The organism is Acetobacter pasteurianus (genome assembly GCF_009914215.2).
Taxonomy (GTDB): Bacteria; Pseudomonadota; Alphaproteobacteria; order Acetobacterales; family Acetobacteraceae; genus Acetobacter; species Acetobacter pasteurianus.
Window position 1 is genome coordinate 2,031,257 of sequence record NZ_CP039846.2, and the last position, 16,083, is coordinate 2,047,339.

Consider the following 16,083-nt stretch of genomic DNA (forward strand, 5'->3'; position numbering starts at 1 on the left):
ATGGTTTTCAAATTATACAAGATTCAAATAAGTACCATGCGTTGTTTATAAAATTCCAAATATAATTTATGTAATTCAAGTGAGATTTATGTGTGAAAACGCTTTGATCATAATAGATTTTTTATCACCATATTAGAGCATAAATACAAAATACATCTTTGAAATTATATGGTCACTCATATTCGATGAAGTGATCTGATTTGCTCAAAGTTCTCTGGCAAAAATTCCATAAATGTGATGAATGTTTTTTTAGAAATAACATAATGATCATGATCAGATTTGATCAAAAGTTTTAAAGATAATTAACGATCTCTGATTATGAAGAAGCGGATGCAAGGGAGTATTTATAGTGGCAGATAATAATGTTTCTTCAGGTGTCGTTGTTTCAAGCGGTGATTCAATTACAATTCTAAATACTGTTGTCGGTCTGACCGTTCAAAGTGGTGGTTCAGTTGCCAACCTTGGCAACGTATCGAGTGTGACGGATCAGGGGAGTGTGCAAAATCTCTCCACAATGCAAAGCGTCACTATTGAAGATGGTGGTACTTTAGAGAATGCCGGTGGCAGCCTAGACAGCGTAATCGTTCAAAGCGGCGGAAATTTAGAAAATACAGCAACAGTCACCAACCTCACGATAGAAAGTGATGGGCAGGCTGAAAACTATGGAGGCCCAGCACAGGGCGTAACTGTGCAGAATGGCGGCAGGTATGAAAATAATGGCGGCAACGTATCGGGTTTAACCGCAGATACGGGTGCTCAGGTTGATTTCATGGGAGGGACAGGAACCTCTGTTACAGTGGATTCCGGTGCCACTATCGGTGCGGTTCAATCTGCTACCCTTACATCTGTAACAATGACAGCGGGCGGAAGCCTGGAAGTTTCAAATAGTGCTTCTGCAACAGATGTTACGATCAGCGGCGATGTAGAAAACACTCTTGTTGTTGGCAGCAATGGGTACGTTTCTGGGGTAAATGTTTCTGGTGCCGTAGATAATAGCGCGCAGGGATCAGCCGGCGGTGAAGTTCATGATGTTATCATAAACTCAGGTGGCGTTGCTGATGATGTCACGGTCTATCATGATCATCTAGTGATAAACGGTGGCGGTTTGGCCTCTGGCGTGACCTTGAATGATGCAGGCATTACCGTGCAGAGCAACGGCGTTGTGTCGGCCATGACCGTGAATGCTCAAGGTATTTATGCCGCATATATTAATGGCGGCGTATCTTATGATGCGATCGTGAATAATGACGGCGCAATTGTAGAATATGACAATGGCTCTGCATACAACAACACAGTTAATACTGGGGGTGAAGACATTGTTCTGAATGGCCTGAGTGAAGCCGCAACCATTTCGTCTGGCGGTATTCAGGCTGCGGAAACAAAAGGTGTTACCTCTGGCACAATATTGAATGGTGGGAAGCTAGAGGCATCAGAGGGAGGTATTGCCTCTGGCACAACAGTGAATGCCGGTGGCCTTGAAGTTGTAGGGGCTGGTGGCACAGCCATTAACCAGACTGTAAATTCCCAAGGCACTGTTGTTGTTGATACGTCCGGGACCATAGGCGGTCAAACCATCCTGAGCGGTGGCAGCTTGAGTGGTGGCACAATCAGCGCTGGTGCAACGGTTTCTGTGCTGTCTGGCGGTTATGAAAGTGGTGTCACCATTGCAAGTGGTGGTAGTGCTGATATTCAGTCTGGCGGCAGTGGCTCTAACATTCTGATTGAGCGCTCTGGTGTAGAAAATGTGGCGCAGGGCGGTGTTGTCAGCAATTTCACCATTGATACGGGGCGGCAGAATAACGCAGGCAGTGCCGTAAGTGGCCTGATTGAGAATTTGGGTGAAGAGCGTGTTCAGTCTGGCGGTTATGATGCCGACATGACAGTTACTGGCCACGGGCATGAAGTTGTGAGTGCGGGTGGCACTGCCGTAAACACAGTTTTCAATGATACAGGCTTTGGTTTTATTGCAGGCACGCTGGATGATGCCACAGTAAATTCCGGCGGCTGGATAAATGTTTCATCGGGTGGCCTAACGTCTCACACCACAATTAACGGAAGCGGGAGCGAATACGTAAACGCTGGCGGTAGTGCTGTTGATCAGACGGTAAATGCCCATGGCACGCTAACAATTGCATCAGCCGGTATTATTGGCGGCACAACCGTGCTGAGCGGTGGCTCATTGAGCGGTGGCGTTTTAAGTTCTGGAGCAAAAGTTTCTGCACTGTCTGGGGGTTACGAAAGTGGCGTAACAATTACAGCAGGCGGATATTCCGAAGTTGATTCACAAGGCACAGCCACAAATATCAGCATTGTAGATAACGGTATCCAAACCGTGGCCTCTGGTGGTCTGGTCAGTGGTTTCGAAATCAACCACGCCCGCCAGTATGATTGGGGTAGTGCCGTTTCTGGCACAATCTCTAATCTGGCTGAAGAACGTGTGATGTCCGGCGGGCAAGACAGTGACATGATTGTCACCAGCCACGGGCATGAAGTTGTGAGTGCTGGTGGTATCGCCAATCACACAACGTATAATGCCAACGGCTTTGGCTATATCAGCGGTTCTGCTGTGAGTGCTGTTGTGAATTCTGGCGGCATCGAGTTCGTGCAGAGCGGCGGTGTTGCTACGTCTACAACAGTCAACAATGGCGGCCTTGAAGATGTTGACACAGGTGCAACAGCAAAAGGTGAAACCGTAGAAAGCGGTGGCACGCTCAACGTTTATTCTCAGGGTTCCTTGCAAAGTGCTAATGTGTCTGGCGGCACGGTAGATGTTAACTCTGGTGGGTCTGCAGCAGATGTAAACGTTGCCAGTGGTGGCAAGCTGAATGTGCAAAGCGGTGGTGTGCTGAGCGGTACAGAAGTTCTGCAAAATGGGGCCAAGGCCACCATATGGGCTGCAGCCGGTGGCGTTGTTGATTTGGAAGGTAGCACCAATACGGGGCTGACCTTGGATGGTATTGATACATCTTCTGCCACAACCGTTACGACAGAAGTAACCGGTTTTGACGGAAGTGCTGCCGGAAACTCGGACGGTATTGTGCTTTCTGGGGTTAAGGCAGCCGATATTACCTCCACCAGCTATTCAGCAGATGGCAACTACGTCACCTTGTCCTTTAACGAGGGCGGATCTGTTACGCTGCACATTGATGATGTCAGCACGTATGGGTACGAGCTTTCTTCTGATGCGGATGGTAATGCCGTTTATGAAGTGTGTTTCCTTGCAGGCTCCATGATCCGCACACCGTCCGGTGATGTTGCGGTTGAAACATTGCAACTGGGGGATGAAGTTCTCACATTTGCAGATGGCCAAAGCAGTGTTCGCAAAGTGACATGGGCAGGTAAGGCACATGCCAATGTGCGAGCTGGTCTGCCGGATGATGAGGCAGGTTACCCAGTACGTATCCTCAAGGATGCCATTACAGATGGCGTGCCTTACAAGGATATGCTGATTACATCTGAGCATTGCCTGTTCTTTGATGGCAAGTTTGTGCCTGTGCGCATGCTGGTGAACGGATCTTCCATCTTTTATGATAAATCCATCACTTCTTACGATTACTATCATGTGGAAACAGAAGAACATTCTGTGATCACGGCAGATGGTATGCTGACAGAAAGCTACTTGGATACCGGTAACCGCCGGGCGTTCCGTCAGGCTGGATCTGTCATGAGCATGGGCGGAAAAGTCAAAAGCTGGGAAGAAGACGCTGCAGTAGATCTGTGTGTGGATCGGGCTTTTGTGGAACCGTTGTTCCGCAAATTGGCAGACCGCTCAGCAGGTATTGCAGGGCATCTGGTGGCTGAAGCATCGCAGGTTCTTACCGATGAGCCTGATTTGCACTTGGTGACCGATAAAGGTGCCATTGTGCGTGCTGTGCGGCGTAACGGCCAGCGGTATAGCTTTATGCTGCGTGCAGGCACACGCTTTGTGCGTGTTGTTTCCCGGACCGCACGGCCTGCCGATGTCATTGGGCCTTTTGTGGATGACCGTCGGGTTATGGGTGTTGCTGTAGCGGATGTGCATCTTGCAGCAGCCGGAAAGCAGCATGACATCATCGCGCATCTCAAGCAGAACAAGCCCGAAGGCTGGCATGAAACGGATTGGGCAGATTGTGCATGGACAAATGGCAATGCCTTGTTGCCATTGGAAGACCATCTCATCGACCACGAAATGGGGCTGCTCTCCCTCACAATCCGTGCAGCAGGGCCTTACATTGCAAACACAGAGACACAAGCTGATAGCAAAAAGAATTTTGCTTAATTAGAGAAGGTACTTTCATGGTCAGTCTGGTGCTAATCAGGCTGGCCATGAATCTATCTGAGCAACAGGTTAGTGGGTATTTTAGAATGCCTGTTGTTGGGTGCATTTTATATTCATATAGAAAAAATAAAATATATTATGAATTTCAATCACTCTTAAATAGTATATATTTTAATAAATTAAACTTATAATGTGTATAAACATAATATATTATGTAAAAATCGCATATAAAATATCTGAGTATTGTATTTTTATATTGATACCAATCAATAAATTCTAAGTTGTGTAGGTATATACACTTGTCTTGCGGCGCGGTCTGTGATGCCAGCTGCAAAATAGGAGGCGAGTTACTATGCCAAAATCAGTAGTTAATCCCGAATTTCTTCCCATTCTTGAGAAAATGCCATCTTTTGATGGTCTTTCATCGCTTTCACTTCCAGAAGTGCGAGAGGTTTTTCTAACATCTGTACGCCTGATAGAAGGTCGGCCTCTGCCAGATGTTATCACGCGGGAAGAATATGTGCCGGGGTTGAATAACGCCCCAGATGTGCGCGTGGTCGTTTATACGCCGCGTGAAGTGCAGCCCAATGCGCCAGCTATGGTTTACATTCATGGTGGCGGTCTCGTTTCTGGTCACCCAGAAGTGGATGACCCTAAATGCCAAAAGCTGGCCAGTGATCTGGGATTTCAGATTTTTTCGGTCGATTATCGTCTGGCGCCAGAGGTCAAATACCCCGGTGCGATTGAAGACTGTTATGCCGTGCTGAAATGGGTGCATGAAAACGCCAGTAAGCTTGGTATTTCGCGCGATAAGGTTGTTGTTGCGGGCGAAAGTGCAGGTGGTGGTTTAAGTGCTGCACTGAGCCTGATGGCGCGTGACAAAAAAGAATACAAGCTGGCTTTCCAACTGCTTATCTACCCCATGTTGGATGATCGCACGGCAATCAACAGCGATCCGGGCGCCAATTTTGGCGAATTTGTCTGGACACGTTCTGCCAACAAATACGCATGGCAGGCTTATCTGGGTGATAAGGCTGGCGGCCCACAAACGCCGCCATATGCAGCTGCTGGCCGTGCAACAGATCTGGCAGGTTTGCCTCCCACCTTTATTGGTGTGGGATCAATGGATCTGTTTTTAAAAGAAGACCTTGATTACGCAACCCGCCTGATGGCTGCGGCCGTACCAACGGAAGTTATGGTGGTGCCGGGGGCGTATCATGTGTTTGATATGTATGTGCCAGATGCCGAACTTTCCCGCAGGTTTATGGATGCCTACTGTGCAGCTCTGAAACGCACATTGAATCTGTAATACCAATAGTGCCTGACAGGGTATTTAGCCTGTCAGGCTGTGGTGTTGGACTTAGCCACCACCTCTGCATGAAGCCATTTCTCTGGTAGAAACCGCTTCCGATGCAGCCTTGCGAAGTTGCAAGGCACAACTTTGCGCAGAAATAATCATTCTTTGCGCGCTGGCAGAAAAGGGTAGTCTGCCCCCACTTTTGCCTGCAGCAACAAGAGCGAGATCTTTATACGCATCTACAAAAATACTTTGTGCAACACTGCCAATATCTTCACAGCCGCCTAAATCTGTTGGCTGGAACATGTTTTTTGCGCGAAAACAAAGCAGCGCAACCTTTTTTCCGGCAGAATAAGACGAAGCTGCATTCACCCCATTATTGGAAAGATAGGCTTGCACATCATCTATGCCTGATGGGGATGAGGCGTAATCAACATAAAAATCTTCCCCTGTTTGAGAAACAGAAAGAGCCTGTCCGGTAATATAGATAGGCTTATCCATGGGAAAATCTTTTGCGGCAGTAGAGGAACTGGATTTCCATTGTGCCCAATAAGCTTGAGCCGTTACCACAGTTGGGCGCGGAAAAACTGGTGCCCAATTTATAAGGCTTTTGCCGCCGCTCAGAAATGTTTTGATATCATTGGTGAGTAAAATGGATGCGGCATCAACATAAGGGTAGGCATCATCAACAGTTTGCGGCGCAGAAGATGCCATAACTGGCGTTGCCCATATCAGCATGGCAACCAGAAGTAACTTTTTCAAATTCATCTCCCTTCTTTGTCCGCAATTATATCTTCGGAGAGAAGAAGAGGGAGCCCCGGTTTACATTTTGGTGGCAGGTGGTTTTGGGCCACCTGCCTGCGCAATTCTCAGGAATGTGCGGCAATAACGGTTTTTGCCAGAGATTCAATTTCAGAGGCTTCTACACCCTCTGGGTTGCGCTCTGCTTTTTTAGCCACTTCGCGTTCGGCTTCACCAGCCTTTACGCCGCCTTTAAGCACATAGTTTGCCAGTTCACGCACTTCTTCCTTGGTTGCCAGCTTGGGCTGCTTAAGGGCGCGTTCTGCGAGATGGAAAAGGGAGCTAGTTTCGTGCGGTGCTTTATCAGTCATAAAAAATATCCTTTTTGCCTTGATGCTTAAACCTAAGCATTTGTTCATTTTACGAAATGGGGATGCCCCCAGCATTCGGCTACAGGGGCAGGCCGGATGGCTGCTATGTGCTGCGCAGATTACATCCGTGAGTGCAGGAAAACTTTTATTTCGCTGGTGTTATTTTTGGTCGTACATCCGTAAGATAAAACAGAAACTGGCCCTAGCAGCACTGCCGAGGAATGGATGAGATATTTATGGTCAGGCATGCGTGCATGTCTGGATCGTGCTTTTGATATTTCTGGCCGCGGGTCCAGCATCCCCAAGGAAGTTGTGGCGGGTATCACCACCTTTGGGGCTATGGCCTATATTATGGCTGTTAATCCCAATATTCTGGCCTCTGCCGGGCTAGACCAGCATGCCATGGTTATCACCACAATAGCCTCTGCTGTTGTAGGGTCCTTCATTATGGCTGTGGGGGCCAATCTGCCTATAGCGCTGGCACCTGTTATGAGTAGCAACGTGGTGTTTGCCCAGATTGTTGTTGTGCGCATGGGGGTGCCACCGGCTCAGGCTTTTACCATGGTGTTGTTGGGTGGGCTGGCTTTTCTGTTTCTCTCCCTCACGCCGTGGCGACGCAGAATTGTTGAAACATTCCCGCTCTCAGTCAAACAGGGCATTCATTTTGCTATTGGGGCCTTTGTGGCTCATATCGGCATCGTAAATGGTGGCTTGGTAACCAAGGGCGGGGAGGGGTTGGTATTCGGGCAACTGTCCAACCCTGTTGTGCTGTTGGCGCTGGCCGGGGTTTTTCTGGCCATGATGTTAAAATGGGCGCGCGTGCCAGCCGCTATTTTGCTGTCTGTTATTGCAGTAACCATTGCCGGGCTGTGGGTTGCGCACCCAGATGGCAGCAAGGTGACGCAACTGCCTGCGCATTGGGTGGATTGGCCGTCCTACCCGTGGTTCATGTTATTCCCGTATGATTTTCACGGTCTGTTTGCCAATCTGTTTCTGGTTTTGCCCATAACCCTTTATTTCTTTTTGGGTGATTTTTTTGATGCCACCGGCACCATGATGGCCGTGATGCAGCGTTCTGGCCTGAAGGATAAGCAGGGGCAGCCTTTGCTGGCAAAGTCGGCTTTTGTGGCAGATGCAACGGCCAGTGTTATTGGGTCTGCTTTGGGCACATCCACTGTTTCAGCGTATCTGGAATCTTTGGTGGGGGTAGAAGAGGGGGGACGCACAGGGCTGACAACACTGGTGGTGGCCTGCCTGTTTGCGGTGTCCTCTATCTTGTGGCCGCTTATTATCTGCGTGCCTGCTGTGGCAACGGCACCGGCCCTTATTCTGGTAGGTTTGGGTATGCTTGGCAGCCTGACGGATCTGAAAGCTTTGGCTGTGCAGGAGCGGGTTATTCCGCTGTTTATGCTGCTTGTTACCGTGCTGACAGGTGATTTTATGGTCAGTCTGGCGTTTGGTTTGCTGCTGCATACAGCTTTTGTGCTGACAACCCGCAAATGGGCAGAACTTACCCTGATGCTATGTGGGTTAGATTGTGTGTTTATTTTGTATCTGGTGCTCTCATCCAGATTGGGCAGCTAAAAAGGTAAAGCAGGCTGCCACAGATATGGCAGCCTGTGTCTGGGTGCATCAGAATCCGATAACAGCATCGCCACCAAAGGTGAACATGCCGTTGTTTCGGCCACCATTGAAAGGCGTAGTGCCATTAAGGGAACGATCAAACCGTATTTCTGGCCGAAGCTGGAATACGCGCACATGGTGCCCCAAATCTGGATGATACACGACGTTTAAGGAGAGGTCCCCATACGTGGTGCCGTGGCCAGAGGGGCCAGCAACAGTTTCTCCACCCGTGCCAGCCAAGGCTTCCATATAGGAATTGTTGCCGCGGAAGGTGGCCACCATCATGTTGTTATTATCGCGGTAGATTTCCCCACGGTAATTGAAGGTGAATTCCTTGTTGATCTTATAGCTGAGGAAGCTGACAAAACTTTCTGCATCAGCACCAGCAAACTGCCCCCGCGCGCCAATACCGCGCACGCCTTCATCATGCAGATAGTTGAATTCTGCGGTCACAGAGAGCTTGTCATTTATCTCATAGGTGGCGTTGATATCGTTCCAGAAGCGTTGCGCATGGTCTGCTTCATAATGTCCGACTGCGCGCCAAGAGTTTTCTGGTCCAACACGGCTGAGCTCTACAATGCGTAGTTTGCCATGCGCGAGGTTATTGAGGTTAAAACCAAAATAGGCCGCAGGCATGTGGTTGTTATCGGAACTGCCAAAGGATGTCTGGTTGCCGGTATCAATCCCGAAAGTTACATCCACCATAGGCGTTACGTGCCAGTTAAACATGGCACCGATATGCTCAAACGGCACAGAATATTCAGATGTATAGGCAAGCGTATAAAAAGCGCGGGATGTTGGGTCCAACCCTTCAACGCCCATAGGGGCCTGCAGAATACCAACCTGCATATCCAGCCCACCTTTTGTCAGCCACGGCAGGTGCACATCTACATGCGCTTGGGCGGGAATAAGCTGGTAACGCGCCTTCCATTCCTGATCCGAAATACCCAGCACATGGTAGTATCTGGCATCGGAACCATACAGCCCCTCCAGCGTGAAGCCGATTTGGTATTCGTTCAGACTGGAGTCGATGGCTTTGGAAATGGTGAATTCAGCTTGGTTGAGCTGCACCTGGTTGGCATGATCAGCCAGGAAGTCCCCATAGTTATAGCCGGGATTGGGGCGTGCCGGATTGGCCATGATACCGCCTTCAATCTGCCCCGTAAGGGTAATGTCAGACAGCCAGCGGCCCAAGCTGGAACTACTTGTTTTCAGGCTTGTAAAAGGCAGAACCTGCGCATGTGCCGTTTTATGCAAAGCAGGAAGCAGCAACGAAGAAGCGGAAAGAAGCAGCAGAACTTTCTGTTTTTTTTGGAGCGTCGTCATGGAGGGTTATTCCCCTTCAGTGCGGCTGTTACATGGCCAGAGCGTTTGGCAGTCTAGGCAGAAACATTCCGATAAAGAAATAAAAAAGAAATGATGAATGCTATTCATCCACGGTGCCGAACTATCGGCTATAATTTTTGCCGCATTTGCTGGCGCAGGTCATTGCAGCGTTTTGTATAATGCGCGGCTTTAAACGCGGTAATAAAGTTAATGAAAAATGCTGCGGCCAAGGAAAGAAACGAAAGTAACGTAAGCAACTCGCCAGATGTTCTAATTGGATCATCGTAATGCAGGCCAGAATACCACAACAAACTTATGCTTACGATTGCACCAATAAAGCCAAAAACACCTGTTGTTTTAATCATGGAATCTTCCACGGTTTCAAACTCTGATGTCTCACGCCACAGGTCAAAAAGCTGGCGGTCTATTTCTCCCACCGCGCCTGCATGGGCTGCTTTATCTTCTGTTGTCACTTTGTGTGGGTTTTTGCGGTAGATTTCCAGCTCCTGCCGTGCCTTGGAAAACACACGGCGGCGTTCCTTGATGGCGGGGATGCTGATATCCACAAAGCTGAGAATAGCAACATTCAAGCCAGCGGAAAGCTGGATGATAGCCTGAAAATCCCCCCAAGAAACAGCCATTACGTCCCCGTTTGCGGTAGATACTGGGGGTGTTTTAGCGTTTGAGGGGCTGGCTGAAAAAGGTATAGCCAGCATGTCTGCTATTCGGCAGCAGGAAACATGCTGGCTAAGTGTCTGTTATTTAAAGCGAGAAGTTACGTCGGCAATACGTGCGCCGTAAGCCGTTGCTGTATCCAGATCCCCGCTGGGAATTTCATCTACGCTGGCATCAGATGGGCTTTGCACCAGCAGGCCAGCGGCTCCCCCCAGCACGTTGAGATCTGCTTTTGTAGCGGCTTTGGTGTTGGAGGGTAGCAGGTCAAGGCTGATCCAGATTCCACCGTGCTGCGCCGCCAGAACCTGAAGCCATGCCATGGTGCAACCTTTATCCCCTACCGGGCTGGCGCTGTTTGTAAAACCGGCAAACAGCTTGTTCTGCCACCCACGATTAAACCAGATGCGGGATGTGGCATCTGCAAACTTTTTAAACTGCCAACTGGCATTGCCCATATAGGTGGGGGTGCCAAACACAATGGTTTTGGCTTTGTCCAAAGCTTCCCAACCGCTTTCTGGCAGATCACCATTTTGATCAATTTCCAGCAGTGTAGCGTTGGCGCCTTTGGCAACGTATTCTGCGACCCGGCGGGTATGACCAAACCCAGAATGATAAACCACCACAATATCAGACATCTATTTTACACCCTTGCAATCAAGCTGGTTAGAAAAAGCAACCACAATACAGATTGGCGGTTTTCCATTCCCTCGATAAGGGTGAATTTTGACAATTCATCTCACACTCTCAGAGTGAGATGAGGGGGCCTGCTATGCGGATATAAAAAACGCCGCAGGGTGAGTGCGGCGTTTGTATAGAGGATTAAATCTGTTCGATTGTTGAGAAATCGAAGTTTTCCCCTTTGGGGTTTTCTCCCAGCCTGATGCTGGTAGGCGAGGGCATGGAATAAGGTGGCACAGGCAGATTGTAAGGGGCGGGCGCGCCTTTATAAACGCGGCCTGCCAGATCAAATTTTGATCCGTGGCACGGGCAGCCATAGCCACCACATGTATCGGCCGTGTTGCCGGTAGGTTGGTTAAGGCCCGGCACGCAGCCCAAATGCGTGCAAATACCCACGTAAACGCCATATTCCGGCACAAGGGAGCGATGCCAGTTGCGGGCATAAGCGGGCTGTTGGTTTGCTGTGGACTCTGCATCCCGTAGTTTTTCGGCCAGAGCATGGTCTTGTAGCAGAGCAATTTCTTCCGGCGTACGGCGCATGATAAACACTGGCTTGCCTTGCCATACAACCGTCATCTGCTGGCCGGGGGTGAGCTTGGAAATATCAACATCCACAGGCAGATGGGCGGATGCACTGTCCTGCGGCTTCAGGCTTTGCACAAACGGAACAGCACAGGCTGCCAAGCCTGTAACTGTGCCAGCCGTGGTTACAATTCCCAAAAAGTCACGGCGTCCGGGGGCTTGTTCTGTTGCTGCGGTTTCTTCGGTTTCGCGTGTCATGCTGTTCGTGCTTTCCGTTTATCCGTGCGATTTCAGGTTTTTCCAGATTTTCCGCTTCCATGCGATAGCCAGAACAAGCAGAACAGCCAGATAAGCCAGAACCCCTTTGCCAATATGGTGGCGCTCATTACGGTGTGGATCTGCGGCCCAGACCAGGAATGTGGTAATATCCTTGGCCTGCTGCTCCACAGTTGCCGGTGTGCCATCTGGGTATTGAATGGCACCGTTCATTAACGGAGGGGGCATGCCAATCATATGGCCTTCCGCCCAATCATTATAGAACTTGCCCGGCACAATAGGGGCATCCGCCGGTGGGGGCATGCGGTAACCTGTTAGAAAGGCGTAAAGCCAATCTGCTCCGCCGGGGTGCACAGCCGCCAAGCGAGATTGATCTGGCGGCGCAACCCCACCCATAACTGCAGCCGCTGCGGCATCATTGGGGAAGGGGGAGCGGAAGTGATCATCCGGCAAGCCGGACCGCATTGTGGGCATGCCGGAGATGCCAACCGGGCCAGCAATCTGCTTGCTATGGGCAAGGTCTGTAATCGCCTGGTCACTTAGCCCAATACCTTCCAGATCTCGATATGTCAGGCTGCGCATGCCGTGGCAACTGGCACACACATGATCATACACCAAAAAGCCGCGTTGCAGGCTGGCTTTATCATATGTGCCAGTGGCACCTTCAAAGCTCCATTTCTGATGCGGTGGAGCTTTATCCGGCGTGTTGGCCAGTGCGGGCGTTGCAAGGGTAAACGCTGCCAGCAAGGAGCCTGCAAAAACATGCTTACGCATCAGGCATCTCCCTGTGAGGCAGCAATGGAGGAAGGGAGAGGGCGCGTTTTTTCCGTGCGGGAAACAAGGGGAAGGAACACAAGGAAATACCCAAAATAATAAAGCCCGGCCAAACGGGCGGCAATTAGCCATCCACCTTGTGCGTGGTGCTTGCCTGCATCTGCCAGCACAATAAATGCACACACAACGCCTAAAAGCCCAATACGGCACAGGGGGCGAAAACGCATGGAGCGCACGGGGGAGCGATCAAGCCACGGCAAGGCAAACAGAACTAGCAGGGAGCCAGCGGCAGCTACAAGACCGCCAAATTTGGATGGCACGGATTGCAAAAGCCCATAAAACGGCAGGAAATACCATTCCGGTTCAATGTCTGCTGGTGTGTGCATGGGGTCTGCCGGGCTGTAGTTGTCTGGCTCAATCAGCATGTTGGGCCAAAAGAACATCAGGGCCGCAAACACCATGGCAAACAGAATAAGCCCAACTAGATCCTTGCTGACATAGTAAGGGTAGAAAGGCACCGTATCCTTGGGGGTGCGTGGTTCAACACCCGTGGGGTTGTTGGAGCCTGAAACGTGCACAGCAGCCACGTGCATGCCCACAACACCCACAATCAGAAATGCCAGAACAAAGTGCAGCACAAAAAAGCGATGGAGGAAGATGTCTCCCAGATGGTCGCTGCCTGTCATGATGTGTTCCAGCGTTGGGCCAATACCCGGTATGGCACCCACGGCTTTGGTAATTACATCTGCGCCCCAATAGGACATCTGGCCCCACGGCAGCAGATAGCCTGCAAAAGCGGTAGCCATAACCATTAGCATCAGCACAAGGCCGGTCAGCCACAGCAGTTCACGCGGGGCTTTGTAAGATCCGTAATAAAGCCCACGAAACAGATGCAGATACAAAGCCGCCAGAAACAGGTTTGCGCCTGTCATGTGCATGGCACGCAAAAGCCATCCGCCAGAAAGTTGGCGTTCTATGGCTTCAACAGAAAGAAAAGCCCCTGCATCTGTGGGGGTATAGTTCATGGCAAGAAAAATGCCACTGGCCAGCATCAGCCCTAGAACCAGTGTCAGAATAGCCCCAAAATTCCACCAGCCATTCAGATTGCGCGGCACACGGAAATCAACATATTCAGCCCGAAAGGCGGAAATGACCGGAAGGCGTCTGTTAATCCAGCCAGCCAGGCCAGAATAGGGTGGTGTGGAAGAAGCAGATGTTTGCTTCTGGTCGGGTATGCTCATGGTAAATCCATGTTGGCTGGCAGAAACAGGGGCAGACAGTGCTCCGTATTCCGCTGTGGCTGTAAGGAAAGGCAACGCATATCCAAAAGCGATATGCGGAATCCATGGCTCAGATGAGATATGAAGGGCATGCAGGTTAAAGTCGTTTCGTCTGCCTACATATGATGCAAAACGCACGTGCTTGGTGTTGTGCCATAAAAACCTGCCATAGATTGCTATCAGAAAGACCCGGATTAAGAAGCAATAAGGCCCTTTTACCTGATCCAGATAGATGCGGCGGCATCATAACTTTGCCGAAACATTTGGGCAAGGTGGGTGCAGTTTTTAACAAACTGTGAAGGCATTTGCTCTTGCATAAGGCAAAATGCAGGGCCATCATACTTGTTATCACTCGCATGTTGTGGGTGTGATGTTCTCAGGGCAGGGTGAAAATCCCTACCGGCGGTAAGCAGCGCACAGCGTTGTAAGCCCGCGAGCGCCCGCTTTTGGCGGGGTCAGCAGATCCGGTGCAATTCCGGGGCCGACGGTTACAGTCCGGATGGAAGAGAACAGAAAGACTGGTGCGTGATCGTGATTCGTCCAGAATTACGTGCGTGCAAGGCTATCTTATGCCCTGAGTCCGTCTGGTTTATGAGAACGCGGGCAGAAACAGGGTGAACAGCTTTTCACAGATTTCCCGACAGATCATGCCAGAACGCATTGGTGCGGCGTTTCATCTTGCCGTGGCTGAGGCGTGGAGCTTTGTAGGGCGTACAGCCCCCAACCCGCCGGTAGGGTGTGTGCTGCTGGATGCGCAAGGTGATGTGTTGGTTGTGGCCGCACATCATCAGGCAGGCAGTGCACATGCTGAAAGACTGGCCGTAGAGCAGGCGCGTGCTCTTGGGGTGGTGGAGCGGATTGATACCGCTGTTGTTACGCTGGAGCCCTGCAATCATACCGGTCGCACCCCCCCATGTACGGAAGCACTGCTTTCTACCCCTGTAAAAACCGTCTGGATCGGTTGTGCAGACCCTAACCCGCATGTGCAGGGTGGGGGCGCTGCCCGGCTGGAACATGAAGGTATTACGGTTAACCGTTTGTGGCAGTGCATGAATGCTGCGGCCACATATGCACGCTGCCGTGCGTTGTTGGCCCCATTTGCCATGCGCATGACACACGGGCGGCCTTGGGTAACCGTTAAACAGGCGCTGGATAGCAAAGGCTCCATGGTGCCCCCAAAAGGGCAAAAAACCTTTACAACCCCGGCATCCCTCCGGCTGGCGCATACTTTGCGGCGTGTCACAGATGGCATTGTGACAGCGACAGGCACCGTATTGGCTGATCGGCCCACGCTGACCGTAAGGCATGTTGAAGATCACCCTGAACGCCGCCGCCTGTTGGTGGTGTGTGGGCAGGAAAAACATGCACCGGCTGAGTGGCTCGCCAGCGTTTCCGCCGCGTTTGATGTGCGCTTCTGCCCCGATATTGCGCAACTGCCAGATATTCTGGCGCAAAGCGATGCGCTGTGGGTGCTGGTAGAAGCCGGGCCAACTCTGCTTGAGGCCCTTAAAACCCATAATTTGTGGGATGATTGGCTGACCATTCGTCAAGATGCTTCAGGGCAGGATCATCTTGCTGTTTCAACCCAACATGATGTCACACCTCTTTCCCTTTTTCCCGAGTGGGTGCGGTGTGCGCAGGAGCAGGTATGTTTTCCGGTATCATAGAATCTCTCGGCCATGTGGCTAAGGCGGAGCGCAGCCCCCAGTCTCTTATGCTGGAAGTGGAAACAGGGTTGCACGATGTGGCGGAGGGAGAAAGCATAGCCGTAAACGGTGTGTGCCTGACTGCTGTAGAGCCTTCAACAACAGGACTTGTCCGCTTTTTTGTGAGCAGCGAGACACTGGATTGCACCACATTGGGCGCGCTTGAGGCTGGGTGCCGGGTCAATCTGGAACGCGCCGTTACGCCCGCTACACGTCTTTCCGGTCATATTGTGCAAGGCCATGTGGATGCCGTGGCACGATTTACAGAATGTACCCAGTCTGGCGATGCGCGGCGCGTGGTGTTTGAAGTGCCAGCCCAGCTGCGGCGCTATATGGTGGGCAAAGGATCAGTGGCACTTGCGGGTATTAGCCTGACGCTGAATGAAGTGGGTGAGCCAAACGGCGAGACCTTTCCCATCGAACTGATGATTATTCCGCACACATGGGAGCACACCACGCTCGGCACGCTAAAAATTGGTGATGCCGTGAATGTGGAAGTGGATATCATTGCCAAATATGTGGAGGCACAATGCCGGACCAAGTAAACACAGCAGCC

The 16,083-nt window shown here is 50.8% G+C and carries 13 protein-coding genes and 1 riboswitch; of the genes, 5 read left to right on the forward strand and 8 right to left on the reverse strand.

Annotation, left to right across the window (positions count from 1 at the left end; all coding sequences use genetic code 11):
- The first annotated feature begins 349 nt into the window (after positions 1 to 349).
- The gene (locus tag FCN51_RS23025; protein WP_160256974.1) at positions 350 to 4,258 is read left to right on the forward strand and encodes a Hint domain-containing protein; all 3,909 of its coding nucleotides are present in this window, start codon (positions 350 to 352) and stop codon (positions 4,256 to 4,258) included.
- Positions 4,259 to 4,610: 352 nt separating this feature from the next.
- Positions 4,611 to 5,567, forward strand: a complete 957-nt coding sequence (locus FCN51_RS23030) for an alpha/beta hydrolase (RefSeq protein ID WP_003624578.1) — start codon at positions 4,611 to 4,613, stop codon at positions 5,565 to 5,567.
- Positions 5,568 to 5,618: 51 nt separating this feature from the next.
- Here the strand turns inward: FCN51_RS23030 and FCN51_RS23035 are convergent, their stop codons facing one another.
- Both FCN51_RS23035 and FCN51_RS23040 read right to left on the reverse strand, forming a co-directional pair.
- A complete protein-coding gene (locus FCN51_RS23035; RefSeq protein ID WP_124297160.1) occupies positions 5,619 to 6,323 on the reverse strand; it encodes a hypothetical protein in 705 nt (234 codons plus the stop codon).
- 101 nt (positions 6,324 to 6,424) lie between these two features.
- The gene (locus FCN51_RS23040) at positions 6,425 to 6,667 is read right to left on the reverse strand and encodes a hypothetical protein (protein WP_003624576.1); all 243 of its coding nucleotides are present in this window, start codon (positions 6,665 to 6,667) and stop codon (positions 6,425 to 6,427) included.
- 225 nt (positions 6,668 to 6,892) lie between these two features.
- Between FCN51_RS23040 and FCN51_RS23045 the strand changes: the two genes are divergently transcribed.
- On the forward strand, positions 6,893 to 8,251 hold the full coding sequence (locus FCN51_RS23045) for an NCS2 family permease (RefSeq protein ID WP_035362344.1): 1,359 nt from the start codon (positions 6,893 to 6,895) through the stop codon (positions 8,249 to 8,251).
- Positions 8,252 to 8,299: 48 nt separating this feature from the next.
- Here the strand turns inward: FCN51_RS23045 and FCN51_RS23050 are convergent, their stop codons facing one another.
- The 6 genes from FCN51_RS23050 to FCN51_RS23075 form a co-directional block, all read right to left on the reverse strand.
- Positions 8,300 to 9,616: an outer membrane beta-barrel protein gene (locus tag FCN51_RS23050; protein WP_160256975.1), complete on the reverse strand. Its 1,317-nt coding sequence runs from the start codon at positions 9,614 to 9,616 to the stop codon at positions 8,300 to 8,302.
- 128 nt (positions 9,617 to 9,744) lie between these two features.
- Complete coding sequence (locus FCN51_RS23055) at positions 9,745 to 10,332, reverse strand: hypothetical protein (protein ID WP_014457092.1); 588 nt, start codon at positions 10,330 to 10,332, stop codon at positions 9,745 to 9,747.
- Positions 10,333 to 10,374: 42 nt separating this feature from the next.
- The gene (locus tag FCN51_RS23060; RefSeq protein WP_003624572.1) at positions 10,375 to 10,926 is read right to left on the reverse strand and encodes a flavodoxin family protein; all 552 of its coding nucleotides are present in this window, start codon (positions 10,924 to 10,926) and stop codon (positions 10,375 to 10,377) included.
- A 184-nt stretch (positions 10,927 to 11,110) separates the two neighbouring features.
- On the reverse strand, positions 11,111 to 11,749 hold the full coding sequence (gene petA, locus FCN51_RS23065; protein ID WP_003624571.1) for a ubiquinol-cytochrome c reductase iron-sulfur subunit: 639 nt from the start codon (positions 11,747 to 11,749) through the stop codon (positions 11,111 to 11,113).
- An 18-nt stretch (positions 11,750 to 11,767) separates the two neighbouring features.
- Positions 11,768 to 12,541, reverse strand: coding sequence for a cytochrome c1 (locus FCN51_RS23070; RefSeq protein ID WP_160256976.1), 774 nt, complete (start codon positions 12,539 to 12,541; stop codon positions 11,768 to 11,770).
- The gene (locus FCN51_RS23075) at positions 12,541 to 13,959 is read right to left on the reverse strand and encodes a cytochrome b (protein ID WP_160256977.1); all 1,419 of its coding nucleotides are present in this window, start codon (positions 13,957 to 13,959) and stop codon (positions 12,541 to 12,543) included. Before FCN51_RS23075 ends, FCN51_RS23070 begins: the two co-directional genes overlap by 1 nt.
- Before the next feature lie 230 nt (positions 13,960 to 14,189).
- A riboswitch (FMN riboswitch) is annotated at positions 14,190 to 14,336 on the forward strand.
- Between the two features lie 99 nt (positions 14,337 to 14,435).
- On the opposite strand from FCN51_RS23075, the gene ribD reads away from it, so the two are divergent.
- Positions 14,436 to 15,488 (forward strand): bifunctional diaminohydroxyphosphoribosylaminopyrimidine deaminase/5-amino-6-(5-phosphoribosylamino)uracil reductase RibD, encoded by a 1,053-nt coding sequence (ribD, locus tag FCN51_RS23080; protein WP_160256978.1) that lies wholly within the window; start codon positions 14,436 to 14,438, stop codon positions 15,486 to 15,488.
- Complete coding sequence (locus FCN51_RS23085; RefSeq protein ID WP_160256979.1) at positions 15,470 to 16,072, forward strand: riboflavin synthase; 603 nt, start codon at positions 15,470 to 15,472, stop codon at positions 16,070 to 16,072. Before ribD ends, FCN51_RS23085 begins: the two co-directional genes overlap by 19 nt.
- Positions 16,073 to 16,083 lie beyond the last annotated feature (11 nt).

What these genes read in the sequence shown, in the direction of transcription:
- petA (WP_003624571.1), bottom strand. Translation starts at nt 11,749, where the DNA reads ATGACACGCGAAACCGAAGAAACCGCAGCAACAGAACAAGCCCCCGGA.
- FCN51_RS23060 (WP_003624572.1), bottom strand. Translation starts at nt 10,926, where the DNA reads ATGTCTGATATTGTGGTGGTTTATCATTCTGGGTTTGGTCATACCCGC.
- FCN51_RS23085 (WP_160256979.1), top strand. Translation starts at nt 15,470, where the DNA reads ATGTTTTCCGGTATCATAGAATCTCTCGGCCATGTGGCTAAGGCGGAG.
- FCN51_RS23045 (WP_035362344.1), top strand. Translation starts at nt 6,893, where the DNA reads ATGAGATATTTATGGTCAGGCATGCGTGCATGTCTGGATCGTGCTTTT.
- FCN51_RS23055 (WP_014457092.1), bottom strand. Translation starts at nt 10,332, where the DNA reads ATGCTGGCTATACCTTTTTCAGCCAGCCCCTCAAACGCTAAAACACCC.
- FCN51_RS23030 (WP_003624578.1), top strand. Translation starts at nt 4,611, where the DNA reads ATGCCAAAATCAGTAGTTAATCCCGAATTTCTTCCCATTCTTGAGAAA.
- FCN51_RS23035 (WP_124297160.1), bottom strand. Translation starts at nt 6,323, where the DNA reads ATGAATTTGAAAAAGTTACTTCTGGTTGCCATGCTGATATGGGCAACG.
- FCN51_RS23050 (WP_160256975.1), bottom strand. Translation starts at nt 9,616, where the DNA reads ATGACGACGCTCCAAAAAAAACAGAAAGTTCTGCTGCTTCTTTCCGCT.
- FCN51_RS23040 (WP_003624576.1), bottom strand. Translation starts at nt 6,667, where the DNA reads ATGACTGATAAAGCACCGCACGAAACTAGCTCCCTTTTCCATCTCGCA.
- FCN51_RS23070 (WP_160256976.1), bottom strand. Translation starts at nt 12,541, where the DNA reads ATGCGTAAGCATGTTTTTGCAGGCTCCTTGCTGGCAGCGTTTACCCTT.